Genomic DNA, 12,102 nt, shown 5'->3' with positions numbered 1-12,102 from the left:
AGCAATGCTAGGCCGGGCGCGGTCGCCGGTCAGCGGGTTGCGCCGAGGATCTTGATGGCGAAGACGAGCGAATCGCCGGGCCGGATCCCGGCGCTGGGCTGACCTTCGGGGTAGCCGTCCGCGGACGTCATCGCGACGGCAACCGCCGATCCGACGTTCTGTCCCGCGATGGCCTTCTGAAAGCCCGGCACCACACCGTTCAGCGGAAAGTCAACCGCTGCGCCGCGCTCATAACTGCTGTCGAACACCGATCCGTCGCGCCCGTTGACGCCCATGTAGCACACGGAAACCCGCGCGGTGGGCGCGACGACGGGCCCGCTTCCGGCGTGCAGCGTGTGCACCTGGGTCTGTGTGACGCTGAACGGCGTCGTCACGGTCACACGCGGGGCGGTGGTGTCGGTGGACCCGGTGACGGCAACGCTGCCAGTGGTCCCGGCGAGCGTCCATTCCGGGGCCCCACCGCTCGGGGGCGCGGCGGTGGGACACGAGCCGGCGGCGCTCGCCGTGCCCGGCGCGCCGAGCGTGAGAACGGTTGCCGCGACGCAGGCGGCAAGCGCGACGGTGGGATACGTCCGGGGAGAATTCACGGCCGTCACGCTACAGCAGCGGTCGCCCGTGACGGCCCCACGCCATCACCTGGTGATTGCAGCCAATTCGGTTGCCACCGCGTCGAACGCGCGCAGCGTGTCCAACATGTGCGGCTCCTGCGAGTGCGGCTGGGTGGATAACTTGGCCGCAACCATCTCGGCGGCGCGGTTGATGTAGATCATCTGACCGCACATGCCCAGACACAGCACGACGTTGCTGCCGGGGTAGGGGAACCACATCTGGTTGCGGTACATCCCCCCGGGCAACTCGGTGTCCTCGGGGCAGGCGGCGAACGCCTGACGCGAATCGGGCCCGCCGTCGAGGGTGTCGGCGATCCACGCCGGGGGCACCACCTGCCGGCCGGTCAGCGAGGTGCCGTCGCGCAGGAACAGCGACCCAAAGCGGATCATGTCGCCCAGACAGGCGTTGATGCCGCCGTTGAACATCCCCATGCCTTCGGTGTCGACGCCGATGGTCGCGTCGCTTTGGGCGCCGATGCGGCTCCACAACAGTTCCGACATGAGCTCGGGCATCCGCTGGTCCGCTGCCACCTCGCAGATCCAGCCGAGCACGTCGGTTTCGCAGGAGCGGTATTCGAAGGGGCCACCGTGCGGCGACTTCTGCCGCAACGTCAGCAGGAATTCCCGAAGCGTGGCGGGTGCGTCCGGACGGCTTCGCGGTGCCCATCCCATCGCCTGGTCGAGGAGGTGAATCTGCGCCGTCGGGTCCTCGTAGTTTTCCGAGAAGGCGATTCCCGACCTCATGTCCAGCAGGTTGCGCACCGTCGCGCCGGCGTAGCCGCAATCGGCAAGCGCGGGAACGTATTTCGTGAGGGGCGCGTCAAGCTGGATGGCGCCGGCACCGTGCAGCGCGCCCACGACGGCGGCCACCAGCGACTTGCTCACCGAGAACAGCAGGTGCCGGGTGCGCGGGCCCATTCCGCCGAGGTACTCCTCGGCCAACATCGACCCGCGGTGGGCGACGGCCCACGCGTCGGTGACGGTGGCGGCCATGACGGCGCCGACGGTGGTGGCCGTCCCGTTGGTGTTGGTCACCGCGATGTCGGCCAGTTGGGCAGGGGCGGCGGGAATCGACGCGGTCCGGTCCGGCCCGCGTGAAATGACCGCCGTCGGCACGAATTCTTCGACGTGCTGAAAAGACCAGTGCGAGTAGGGCGGAGAAAGCCAGTTGGCCAGTGAGATGCCGGCCGGGGCGCTCACGCTCGCGCGACGAGTCGGGAGACGATCGGCGCGGCCGGCGACAGGGGCGTGGAGGTGAACTTCGCCTTCATCCCCTTCACCCAGCGCTGGCAGCGCTCGCTGAGCTGGTAGTCGTCGGTCTGCAGGTGTGAGCGCGTGACGAGCACGCCGAGTTGGGCGCCCTCGGAACGTAAGTCGCCGGGCGCCGCGACCCGCATGTAGAAGGCCTCGGACCCGTCGAGCAGCGTCGCCCAGTCGTTGGCGGTACGCGCGAAGGAGACGCGGCCGTCGTCGTCGATGCGCCATACCCCGGTGCGGGGCGTCGCGGTGAAGATCTCGAGATCCGGCGACGTCTCCGTGATGATCACCTGGCCCCAGACCTCGTCGTCGCCATAGCCGCGTTCCCAGCGCGCGTTGATCTCGTCGATGTCGAGCTCGTACTCCACGCCCATGTACTCGAGCAGGTGGAAGAGGAACAGGGGCATGTCGGCGTAGGCCTCGGCGGTCAGGTTCGTCATCGGGCTGGCACCACTCAGGCGGGGGTTCACCTCGCCGAGGTAGAGCTCGTCGGAGTCGAGGTCATGCAGAAGGTCTACCTCGAAGTAGCCGAGGTAACCCTCGCGGCGCATGACGTCGCCCAGCTTTGAGACCATTTCCCGCGCCGCGTGCGTCTGGGCGGGCGGCAGCACCTCGTGCCAGATGTCATTGCCACACCAGCTGCCCCGGCTCGGCGTCAGTTCCGAGTAGCCGACGAGACTCGTCATCGCGGGGCCGACCACGGTGCCGTGGCGGGTAACCGCACCCTCGAGGCACACCTCGACATTGCGGATGCGCTTCATGACTTTGAGGTCCTGCCCAACCAGGTTGCCGGCGTTCTCGTCCCAGTCGCGCTGACCGTGCACGAAGAACGTTCCGCTGCCGGCGTTGCCGTATGCGATCGAGATGACGAGATCATCGCCCAACCCGGCGTTCTGTGCGAGCGCCAGCAATTCGTCGTAGGAACCGGCCCGCCCGATCGTGTTGGGCACGCTGGGTATGCCCGCGTCGTTGGCCAGGCGCGTCATGACGATCTTGGAGCCCAGGCGCTGGCGCAGTTCGATCGGCGGGTGCATGACCTCGAGGCCGGCTGACCGCGCCAGGGCCTGAATTTCCTCGTTCATCATCACAAAGCAGCACTTGCCGCCCGGGCCTTTGCCCCCGATGAAGTCGAGCGTCTCGGGATCGGACAATAGGTGGCTGCAGACCTCGTCCATGGAGTCGAAATCACGGCGGTCGCGGCGCCGGGGCACGAACACGCGCGAATGCGTGCCCTCGAAAGAGTCGAAGTACGTCAGGTAGAAGAAGTTTCGTATCCAGCGGTCGACGCCGAGCAGGTTGAACGGGGTCGGCGAGATGAAGTACAGCGGCACTTTGTTGGTGTGAAAGAACGCGCGCACGTCCGATAGGCCCTTCAAAGGCCGGTCGTAGCCGGGCCGCGGGCCGCCGGAGGGCGCGCTCACGCCGGCCGCACCGGCCGGCGTGACGATACGGTCAGCGCGCCGGCTGTGAGGTCAGGGATGTTCATCAGACAAGTGTGCACTGTCCGGGGTGGGCTTGGGCGCACGATTGTCTCTCGAGTCGCGCGCGGGTGTTTCTCGGCCGGCCGCCCTGGCAATCCGCTTCTTACCTTCGCGAGAGGAGGACCGATGAGGAAATTCATTCGCCGTCTTGTTCCCGGCGTGCTGGCGGCGTTGGTGTCGATGGCCGCCGTGACGATCCTGACGCCGGCGGTCAGCAGAGCCGATTGCGGCGCCGGTGAGTGGTGGGACCCGACGGGCAAGGTGTGCCGTCCCCTCGGGGTCGGGCCGCAACCGCTGGCCTGCGACCCGGGCCAGTGGTGGGACCCGACCGCCAATGTGTGCCGGCCGCTGGGGGTTGGGCCGCAACCGCTGGCATGTGACAACGGCTGGTGGTGGGACCCGGGAGCCAACGTGTGCCGCCCGCCGCTGGTCCCGCCGAGCTGACGGGTGAGTGCACCGCGGCCTTCGACAGCTTGGCCGGTGGGGGAATCAGTAGCCTGGGCAGGTGTCGGTAGGCGCTCTCTCACCGCGCAGGGATTCCGCTGAACTGGTTTGCGGCGCGCTGGCCGGGCCCCTGTTCGTCGCGGTGTTCACCGTGCTCGGCGCCGCGCGCCGCGGCTACGAGTGGCGGCGCTACCCGGTCAGTTCGCTCGCGGTCGGTCGCCACGGTTGGTGGCAGCGCGCCAACTTCATCGCTACCGGGCTTCTCTATTGGTGGGCGGCCAGGGGTGTCAAAGGTTGCGAACGGGTTGAACCCCGCGTTGTCCCGGCTCTTGTCGCGACAACCGGCATCGGCCTCGTCGGCTCAGGCCTGTTCGCAACCGATTACGTGGGCGACCTCGTGCGGGACGGTGCGGACGAGAACTCCTGCGAGGCCGCCATTTCCGCGCCGACAGGGTCCACTTTCGCCGGCCGGATGCACGATTTGTGCGGGCTCCCGGTCTTCGTGGGGATACCCATCGCCGGCTTTGTCAGCGCCGGGAACGCCGTGTCGAAGGGGGATCACCTCTGGGCCGCGTATTCGGCGGGATCGAGCGCGGCCATGTCGGGCGGTGTGCTCGCCCTTCGCGCCGCGATGCGGGGGCACACGCGTCTCCGGGGCAAAAGCGGTATGGTGCAGCGCATCTCGATTGTGGCCGGGTTCGGCTGGCTGACCGCGTTGTCGCTTCGCTGCCTGTCGGCCGCCAAGGTGGATCACTGAGGCCCGTCCGCGTCGCTCGCCTTGCTGTTGACCTCGGAGGTTATCGCCCGCGCGGTATGGCCGATCCACGCGAAGAGCAGAAGCGGAATGCCCCAGACCACCAAAGCACCCTGTAGCGAAAGCGGCCCGTCGCTTGCGATGAACGCGAGCAGCAAGAAGACATGCCCGATCGCGGCGACCGCCGCGACATGCGCGGTCGATCGGCGTGACACGCCGTAGCGGTAGACCGCAATCGCGAATGAGCCCGCTGACACCACGGTCGGCATTCCCGACATCGCGAGCAACCCGAACGCGAAATCGTAGAGGAGCGCTGTCGTTTCGGCGCCGCGCGGTCGGTAGAGCAGCATGTCGAACACGGTGAATCCGCTGAAGATCAACGTGACCAGCGCGACGAGCCCGGTGCTGAACCCGGTGGCCAGGGGCGACCCTGCGGGAAGGCGTTCGCGAAGGTGGGTCCAGACCGCCGCTCCGAAGACGAGCCAGAACGCGACACCGACCGTGTAAAGGACTTGGGTGACGACCAACCGGTCATGGTGGTGGGCAGCCCATTGTGCGATCTCACTACCTGTTGCACGCGTCGAGGGAAAGGACCAAATCGGATACACCGGGATGGCGACAGCCGGAACGGCCACTCCCAACGTGCCGGCCCAGCGCGCCACCCGCGCTGAGCTCCGATGCCCCGCCGTCGCAACGATGCCGCTGTCACTCATGAGCCCCCCAAATGACATTCTTACCAGTGGTCAAATTGCTTCCATTGGCAAGTCTGCAGCAACGGCCGGAACTTATCAATGGTCAGATATTCCCCTAGACTGCGACGCCATGACCAAGGATCCCGGGAGGGGCTACCACCACGGGCAACTCGAACGGGCGGGCATCGACGGCGCGGTCGAGGAGGTGGAGACGGTCGGTGTCGCGGCGGTCAGCATGCGGCGCATCGCGCGCCGGGCCGGCGTCTCACACGCCGCGCTGGCCTACCAGTTCGGTGACAAGGCAGGCATTTTCACGGCCGTCGCCACCGAGGGTTTTCGCCTCGCCGCGGCGATGATCGGACCCACCGCGAGCGGTCCCGACGGATTCGTGCGCGGCGGCCAGACCTACATCCAGTTCGCGCTCACCCACCCCGGCTACTTCGAGGTCATGTTCCGCCCGAACCTCTACCGGGGCGACGACGAAGCCCTGGTGGCAGCGAGGACCGCCGCTTTCGAGGTGCTCTACGGCAGCGCTCGGGAGAGCCTGGAGGCTCTTCGTCCGGGCGCGGTGACCGAAGAGGACGTGCAAGGCCTGGTGCTGGCGGGCTGGTCGGCATCCCACGGCTTCGCAACGCTCGCGCTGACCGCCAACCTGTCCGAACACCTCGACACGGACACCGCCACGCTCGCCGTTCGGGTCGTGCGGGGCATCGTCACGATGGGCGAATTGGCGCAACGGGCGTCCGGTGGTTAACGGCAACGACGATGTGGTTCAGCCCTTTTGGGTAGATGGTCCCCATTCATTTCCGATGCACCGTCCGGGCGTGCCGTTTGCCGGCGAATTTCTCGACGAGCAGTTGGAGACGGTCTGATTCGTGGCCGGGGCGGAGTCGTCCGGTACGGGTCAGGATGACCAATCCGTGCAGCGCGGCCCAGAACACTTCCGTGAGGGCATCTGCGTCGTCGTCTTCGGCGACGACGCGGACCGCCCGGTGTAGCTCGGCGAAGGCCGCTTCCAGTTGCGGCGGGGTGTCCTCGGCGGCGAAGCGCAGGGTGGTCGCCCGGGTGAACATCGCGTCGTAGACCGCCGGGTTGTCGCGAGCGAAGTCGAGATAGCGCTGGGCAATTCGGGTCAACACGTCTTCAGCCGCGCCGCCGCCGGAGTGGGCGGCACGCATCGCATCGGCGAGTTCGCCGAACCCGTCGACGGCCACGGCGTCGGCGATCTGCTCCATGCCGGAGAAGTGCTTGTACAGCACGGGTTGGCTGTATTCGATCTCGGTGGACAGCCGGCGGGTGGTGACGGCATCCCAGCCCTCGGTCTCGGCCAGCTTTCGGGCGGTGGTGACGATCAGCCGGCGCCGCTCCGACCGTTCGCGCTCGCGGCGGTCCTCGATAGCCATACCTGATGGTAGCAGGGCTAGATCCTCTAGCGTCGCTATTACGCTTGTTCCCGCACTTAGGCGACGGTGGTGCCGTCCCACCGAGTGCGAGTGGGACGGCACCGGCCGGTCACGCGACCGATTACTACCCAGCGGGGACGAGGATGGTCCTGCCGTGCAGGCGGCCGGCGTCCGAGTCGGCGTGCACGGCCGCGGCCTGGTCGAGCGGGCGGCGGTCAGCGACCTCGATGCGCAGCCGTCCGTCGTCGACGCGGCTGACCAATTCGGCGAGCTGGGCGGCGTCGCTGCGGACGAAGACGCGCTGCGAACGGATGCCCCGGCCCGGGTTCTCCGGCCCGAAGACCATGGTGCCGACGTGGAAGCCGCCGTCGGCGATCAGCCCGATGAGCGCTTCGGTCTGCTCGTCGGTGGTGCTGACCAAGTTGAGCACCACGTCGAATGGGGCACCCTCGACGTCGATCGGCGAGTTGTCGTAGTCGATGTAGCCGACGATGCGGTCAGCGCCCAACTCGCGCAGCCGCTCGGCGTCACGTACCTTCGCCGTCGCGGTGACAACGGCCCCGGCCTGCTTGGCCAACTGGACGGCGTAGCCGCCGACCGCTCCGGCGGCGCCATTGACGAGGACCGACTGACCGGCCATGAGCCCACCGATCTCGAACAGGGCCTGCCAGGCCGTCAGCGCCGGCTCCGGCAGAGCCGACGCGTCCGCCAGCGGGACCGACGTCGGGGCCGCGGCCAAAGACTCGGCCGGGACGAGGGCGAATTCGGCCGCGGCGCCGTCGGCGGCGATCGGGAGAAACGCCACGACCGCATCGCCGATGTTCCAATCCTGCACCTGCTCGCCGAGTTCCGCGATCGTCCCCGCAACATCGACGCCCGGGATGTGCGGAAAGCTCACCGTGTAGACCTCGGCCAGGTAGCCGCCGCGGATACCCGCATCCACCGGATTGAACGCGGTGGCGGCCACCTTCACCAGCACCTGCTGGGGGCCCGGCACCGGGCGTGGCGCCTCCTCGTAGCGCAGAACGTCGCTGTCGCCGTACTCGTGGTACCGCACTGCCTTCATGGTTTCCTCCTCGGTCGGTTGCTTCGATTTCGAAGCAGTTACACCGGCTGTAACTCGCTTCGATATCGAAGCAATTCCGAAGAGTGGTGTGACCGTCGTCATACGAGCGCGAGCAGCTGGGCGCCGACATCGCGTCGGGGGCGCGCGTCGTTCCACGACACGTAAACCTCGTACACGACACGCCGAATTAGGCTGCGCTCGTTGCTGTTCCGCGAATGCACAGCGGCGCGGGCACGTCGCGATCAGTCGCCAGGGTCCAAGTTCTCGCGGGAGGCCTAATTGCGCACACGACTCGCGCGGCGCGCGGAATCTAGCGTCGGCAATAAAACTAGCGCTGCTATTGACTCGCACCGCCACAGGGGTTAGCGTTGCTAGCAGTTGATCGGAAGGAGCGAGGAAATGGTCTTGGAGCTACTTGCCCGGGCGGCCGCGGTGGGCGCGGTGCTCGGCACCGCAGTGGTCTATGGCACGGACGTCTTCTGCGCGATGGTGATGCGACCCGCCCTGTCATCGATCGATAACGATGCCCTGGTCGCCATCACGGGCGGCGTGCATCGCTATGGGGACCGACGCATGCCGGTGCCCGGGGTGCTCGGAATCGTCGCCACGGCGGTGAGCGCGGCGCTCGCCGCCGTAACCGAGCACTGGGTACAGACGGTGGCGGCGGGCGCCGCGTTCGTCCTGCTGGCGATTTGGCTCGTGCTCTACACCACGGTGAGCGCACCGATCAACCGACAACTGACGGCCGCGGCCGACGCGGGCCGGACGCTGCCCGATGGGCGCGCGCTGCAAGCGAAGTGGGACTCGATCATCGACACTCGCGCGATCCTGCAGGGTCTGGCCGTGGCGTCGCTGTGTGTAGCGCTGATTGTGTGACTCCCACTGACTAGCCGAATCCGGCCGAAAGGATAGAACTTCCAATGTTCGAAATCAGGATCTACACGCTGCGTTCGCCGGAGGCCCTCCAGCAGTACGCGACGGTGCACTGGGCCCGCCATCTCGAAACGTTCCCGGCGTTCGGCGTCAGCACCCACGGCGTGTGGACCGAGCAGGGTGACGGCGCCAATCGCCTTGTCGCCCTTATCCAGTACCCACCCGGCGCCGACCCCGAAGAAGTCACCCGGCGAGCCATGAGCAGGCCCGAATTCGCCGCCGACATGGCCGGTTTCGACGTCGACCAGATCGTCGACGTTCAGTCCATGCCGCTCGAGGCGGCGCCGTTTTCACCGATCCGCTGACGAGACCCAGGAGTGCACGACATGACCATCAGCATCATCGGCTACACGCTCGCCGGCCTGCTCGCCGCGGGCATCATCTTCATCGGTGCGCGCTTCCTCCTCGCGCCGCGTGCCGCGGCGGCCGGTTACGGAGTAACGCCGAATCTGGCTGAGCGGGCCGCGGGCGCCTACCTGAGCGTCAAGGGCGTGCGCGACATCGCGACGGGACTGTTCGTCATCATCCTCATGGTCGCGGGTGCGACTCACCTGGTCGGCTGGGTGATGCTGGCCGCCACGATCATTCCGATCGCCGACGCCGCCATCGTGCTCCACAGCGGTGGGTCGAAGTCAATCGCCTGGGGCGTTCACGGCGTCACCGCGGTCCTCATGCTCATCACCTCCGCAATCCTGCTCGCGGCCTAGGGACCGCACGAGATGACCGGCATGAGAACCGATTTGCTGTCACGACCGGGCAGCGCCGCATATCGCGCCGCAACACGATCCCGGCCGTCGATCACATCGATGGCAACGGGCATTACGCGGCGGAGGATGCCGCGGACGCCGTCGACCTGAGGCCCGCTGTGGCGTTCCGGGCGGGGGGAGTCGGCCCGGCCACCGCGGTGACCGTCGAAGTGGTTGCGCCTCAGGCGGTGTGGGCCGGCCACCAACTGTGAAGCTTCTATGCGCTCGCGCCGGCCGTCGACGCATGGGGCTGATTGACTTGGCGCCGACGGCGACGGCGGTAACGGCAGTTCTCGTGGAGGTCGGTCAGCTGGTCAGCCCCACCAAAACGACGCTGCGATGATTCCGTACAGAACGATCAAGGTGGCGCCTTCGAGCCACGTCGACTCGCCGTCAAAGGAGATGAAGGCGGCGAGCACGACCGCCAGCAAGAGCGCCACCACGAGCATCGGGCTGAACGTGAGCGTCAGCGGTGCCAGGCCGGTGACGTGAGCGATGAGCACCAGGAGTGGTGCGAGCACCAGCGAGATCTGCAGCGGAGAGTTGAGCACCACGGAGAACGCGTATCGCGACTGCCCGCTCGCGGCAAGCTGGATGCCAACGAAGTTTTCCACGGCATTGCCGGCGATCGCGACGACGACCAAGCCCGCGAACGCCTCGGAAATGTTGAGCGCGTGCATAGCCGGTTGGAGCGCGTCGACGAACCACTCAGACACGAACGCGGCCAGAACACTGGCGACGCCAAGCATGGACACCGCGAGCCAGACCGGCCAGCGCGGCTGCGCGTGCGGTTCAGCGACCTGAGGCTCGTCGGGCTCCCGGCGCAGGGAAACCGGCAGGAATAGCACGAACAGACCCAACAGAAGCACCGAAACGACCATCGACAGAGCGTCCTCGTGCTTCGCCGCGGGGCTGTGGATCCAGAACGTCACCGACGGGATCGACATCGCCGTCACCGAAAGCAGCATCAGCACCGTGATTGTGCGTGCGCGTTCCGAGCCGAGCTCCTGGGTGCCGTGGCGCAGCCCGCCGACCATGAACGAGAGCCCCAGCACCAGCAGGAGATTGGCCAGGATGGAGCCGACTAACGCGGCCCGCACCACCTCGATCAAGCCCGCGTGGAGGCTGAACAGGCAGATGAAAAGCTCGGGAAGATTGCCGAGCGCCGACTGGAGCACGCCGGTGGCTCCAGCTCCGAAGCGGTCGCCGAGCTGGTCCACGCTGCGGCCGACCAGCGCCGCAAGAACGGCGACGGCTGCGGCCGCGGCAACGAACGCGAGCACCGAGTTCCAGCCGCCGAAATGGGCAAGACCGGCGCACAGCGCAAACATCGCCGAGAGGATCAGGAGGATCCGATCGGACCGGACAAATACGCGAGACGCGGCGGCGACCGACATGGGTCAACCGTAATATCCGGCGGTGTCAGGGCAGGCGATCGGCCTGATGCGTCACCTGATCACCCATTTCGCTGGTAACCCGCCATATTCGATGGCGTAATCCTGCCTATGCGGTCGCCGTGGATGCCTTGGGCGGCGCTGACGGTCTGAGGTTTCACGACGGTTTCGGTTGAGCATAGGTACTGCAGCTTGCCCGCGCTGCGGCGGCCAGTGCCGCCGGTTTCGCTTTACTGTTGGCCGTTATGGCCGGACTGAACACGTTCGTGACGCGCTGGCGCGCAGCGCTTCACGTCAGCGTGTCGGCATTGATGGTTGCTTTACTCGGACCCACCGTCGCCCCCGCAGCCCATGCCGCCGCGGCCGCGGCGACCTTGTCGGTGACATCGACGTGGCAGACCGGTTTCATCGCCAACTTCACTGTCACGAACTACAGCATGGCGCCGATGAGCGATTGGAAGCTGGAATTCGACATGCCAGTGGGCCAGTCGGTCCTGCACACGTGGAACAGCAGCGTTGCGCAATACGGCACGCATTTTGTTCTCACGCCCGCGAACTGGAATCGCATGATCGCGCCCGGTGGTTCGGCAACGGGTGGCATGAGAGGCGTGCTGTCCGGGACCTACTCGCCGCCGCAGAATTGCGTGCTCAACGGGCAATACCCGTGCACCTAGATTAGCCGCCCACCCATTTGACGGGCACGGCCCGACCGGTGGTTGGACGTGCGGCGAGCGATGCAAGAACCCGGCGGTTACCGCGATTTCGTCGGGCGGTTCCGCCGATTGGTCATCACTTCGTCGATCCCGAATTGCTGCGCTGCTTCGTGAGCCCCTCTCGGATATGATCAGTCGCGCACCGGGGGGATGGGCACTACCGGTGAAAGGCCAGCGATGACATACCTGTTCGCCGCTCCGGACCTGATGTCACTAAGTGCGGTCCAGGTGGCCGACATCGGTTACGTGCTAGACGCGGCCAACGCCGCCGCTGCGGCCCGCACCACAACCGTGTTACCTGCTGCCGCGGACGAGGTCTCGGCGGCCACGGCGGCGCTGTTCCGTTGGCACGGCAGGGAATTCGCAGCGCTCAGTGCCCAGGTCTCGGCTCTTTACGATCGGTTCGTACAGACGCTCACGGCGGCCGCGAGTTCCTACACCGAAACCGAGGCTGCAGGCATGGCGGAGCTGCAAACTCTCGGTCAAGACATCTTGGCGGCCGCCAATTCATCGTCCGCGCAATGGACGGGCCGCCCGCTGATCGGCAACGGGACCGACGGCACGACCGACGCTCAAGGAGCGGGCACGCCGGGCGGGCCCGGGGGCTGGTT

At 67.0% G+C, this 12,102-nt stretch carries 15 protein-coding genes; 8 read left to right on the top strand and 7 right to left on the bottom strand.

Features of this window, described 5'->3' with window-relative positions; translation table 11 throughout:
- Positions 1-29: 29 nt before the first annotated feature.
- From GPY60_RS19855 to GPY60_RS19845, 3 genes are read right to left on the bottom strand one after another with little or no spacing between them, the layout of a single operon-like run.
- On the bottom strand, positions 30-587 hold the full coding sequence (locus tag GPY60_RS19855; RefSeq protein ID WP_197283750.1) for an FKBP-type peptidyl-prolyl cis-trans isomerase: 558 nt from the start codon (positions 585-587) through the stop codon (positions 30-32).
- Between the two features lie 45 nt (positions 588-632).
- Positions 633-1,808, bottom strand: coding sequence for a serine hydrolase domain-containing protein (locus GPY60_RS19850; protein WP_156689407.1), 1,176 nt, complete (start codon positions 1,806-1,808; stop codon positions 633-635).
- The gene (locus GPY60_RS19845; protein WP_156689406.1) at positions 1,805-3,286 is read right to left on the bottom strand and encodes a biotin carboxylase; all 1,482 of its coding nucleotides are present in this window, start codon (positions 3,284-3,286) and stop codon (positions 1,805-1,807) included. Before GPY60_RS19845 ends, GPY60_RS19850 begins: the two co-directional genes overlap by 4 nt.
- A gap of 186 nt (positions 3,287-3,472) precedes the next feature.
- On the opposite strand from GPY60_RS19845, the gene GPY60_RS19840 reads away from it, so the two are divergent.
- Complete coding sequence (locus GPY60_RS19840) at positions 3,473-3,790, top strand: hypothetical protein (RefSeq protein WP_156689405.1); 318 nt, start codon at positions 3,473-3,475, stop codon at positions 3,788-3,790.
- Between the two features lie 61 nt (positions 3,791-3,851).
- Positions 3,852-4,547, top strand: coding sequence for a DUF998 domain-containing protein (locus GPY60_RS19835; RefSeq protein ID WP_156689404.1), 696 nt, complete (start codon positions 3,852-3,854; stop codon positions 4,545-4,547).
- On the opposite strand, the gene GPY60_RS19830 is transcribed toward GPY60_RS19835, so the two are convergent.
- On the bottom strand, positions 4,541-5,257 hold the full coding sequence (locus tag GPY60_RS19830) for a hypothetical protein (RefSeq protein ID WP_231639738.1): 717 nt from the start codon (positions 5,255-5,257) through the stop codon (positions 4,541-4,543). The two genes, GPY60_RS19835 and GPY60_RS19830, sit on opposite strands and share 7 nt — an antisense overlap.
- Before the next feature lie 109 nt (positions 5,258-5,366).
- Between GPY60_RS19830 and GPY60_RS19825 the strand changes: the two genes are divergently transcribed.
- The gene (locus tag GPY60_RS19825; protein WP_156689403.1) at positions 5,367-5,990 is read left to right on the top strand and encodes a TetR/AcrR family transcriptional regulator; all 624 of its coding nucleotides are present in this window, start codon (positions 5,367-5,369) and stop codon (positions 5,988-5,990) included.
- 46 nt (positions 5,991-6,036) lie between these two features.
- Here the strand turns inward: GPY60_RS19825 and GPY60_RS19820 are convergent, their stop codons facing one another.
- On the bottom strand, positions 6,037-6,639 hold the full coding sequence (locus GPY60_RS19820; RefSeq protein ID WP_156689402.1) for a TetR/AcrR family transcriptional regulator: 603 nt from the start codon (positions 6,637-6,639) through the stop codon (positions 6,037-6,039).
- Positions 6,640-6,763: 124 nt separating this feature from the next.
- The gene (locus GPY60_RS19815; protein ID WP_156689401.1) at positions 6,764-7,705 is read right to left on the bottom strand and encodes an NADP-dependent oxidoreductase; all 942 of its coding nucleotides are present in this window, start codon (positions 7,703-7,705) and stop codon (positions 6,764-6,766) included.
- Between the two features lie 399 nt (positions 7,706-8,104).
- Between GPY60_RS19815 and GPY60_RS19810 the strand changes: the two genes are divergently transcribed.
- From GPY60_RS19810 to GPY60_RS19800, 3 genes are read left to right on the top strand one after another with little or no spacing between them, the layout of a single operon-like run.
- On the top strand, positions 8,105-8,581 hold the full coding sequence (locus GPY60_RS19810) for a DUF1772 domain-containing protein (protein ID WP_156689400.1): 477 nt from the start codon (positions 8,105-8,107) through the stop codon (positions 8,579-8,581).
- Between the two features lie 44 nt (positions 8,582-8,625).
- Complete coding sequence (locus GPY60_RS19805) at positions 8,626-8,943, top strand: NIPSNAP family protein (protein WP_156689399.1); 318 nt, start codon at positions 8,626-8,628, stop codon at positions 8,941-8,943.
- A 21-nt stretch (positions 8,944-8,964) separates the two neighbouring features.
- Positions 8,965-9,345, top strand: a complete 381-nt coding sequence (locus GPY60_RS19800) for a DUF4267 domain-containing protein (protein WP_156689398.1) — start codon at positions 8,965-8,967, stop codon at positions 9,343-9,345.
- 353 nt (positions 9,346-9,698) lie between these two features.
- Here the strand turns inward: GPY60_RS19800 and cax are convergent, their stop codons facing one another.
- Positions 9,699-10,781, bottom strand: a complete 1,083-nt coding sequence (gene cax / locus GPY60_RS19795) for a calcium/proton exchanger (RefSeq protein WP_156689397.1) — start codon at positions 10,779-10,781, stop codon at positions 9,699-9,701.
- Positions 10,782-11,023: 242 nt separating this feature from the next.
- Here cax and GPY60_RS19790 point away from each other — a divergent pair, with 242 nt between their 5' ends.
- A complete protein-coding gene (locus GPY60_RS19790) occupies positions 11,024-11,452 on the top strand; it encodes a cellulose-binding domain-containing protein (protein ID WP_156689396.1) in 429 nt (142 codons plus the stop codon).
- A gap of 267 nt (positions 11,453-11,719) precedes the next feature.
- On the top strand, positions 11,720-12,102 hold a 383-nt coding region (locus tag GPY60_RS19785), incomplete at its 3' end, for a PE family protein (protein WP_231639737.1).

This window comes from Mycobacterium sp. Marseille-P9652 (genome assembly GCF_902652685.1).
Lineage (GTDB): Bacteria > Actinomycetota > Actinomycetes > Mycobacteriales > Mycobacteriaceae > Mycobacterium.
This window is presented reverse-complemented; position numbering and strand designations above follow the sequence as displayed.

Bases quoted from the DNA above. Each gene is read 5' to 3' on its own strand.
- GPY60_RS19840 (WP_156689405.1), top strand. From the start codon at position 3,473: ATGAGGAAATTCATTCGCCGTCTTGTTCCCGGCGTGCTGGCGGCGTTG.
- GPY60_RS19830 (WP_231639738.1), bottom strand. From the start codon at position 5,257: ATGAGTGACAGCGGCATCGTTGCGACGGCGGGGCATCGGAGCTCAGCG.
- GPY60_RS19825 (WP_156689403.1), top strand. From the start codon at position 5,367: ATGACCAAGGATCCCGGGAGGGGCTACCACCACGGGCAACTCGAACGG.
- GPY60_RS19820 (WP_156689402.1), bottom strand. From the start codon at position 6,639: ATGGCTATCGAGGACCGCCGCGAGCGCGAACGGTCGGAGCGGCGCCGG.
- GPY60_RS19815 (WP_156689401.1), bottom strand. From the start codon at position 7,705: ATGAAGGCAGTGCGGTACCACGAGTACGGCGACAGCGACGTTCTGCGC.
- GPY60_RS19810 (WP_156689400.1), top strand. From the start codon at position 8,105: ATGGTCTTGGAGCTACTTGCCCGGGCGGCCGCGGTGGGCGCGGTGCTC.
- GPY60_RS19805 (WP_156689399.1), top strand. From the start codon at position 8,626: ATGTTCGAAATCAGGATCTACACGCTGCGTTCGCCGGAGGCCCTCCAG.
- GPY60_RS19800 (WP_156689398.1), top strand. From the start codon at position 8,965: ATGACCATCAGCATCATCGGCTACACGCTCGCCGGCCTGCTCGCCGCG.
- cax (WP_156689397.1), bottom strand. From the start codon at position 10,781: ATGTCGGTCGCCGCCGCGTCTCGCGTATTTGTCCGGTCCGATCGGATC.
- GPY60_RS19790 (WP_156689396.1), top strand. From the start codon at position 11,024: ATGGCCGGACTGAACACGTTCGTGACGCGCTGGCGCGCAGCGCTTCAC.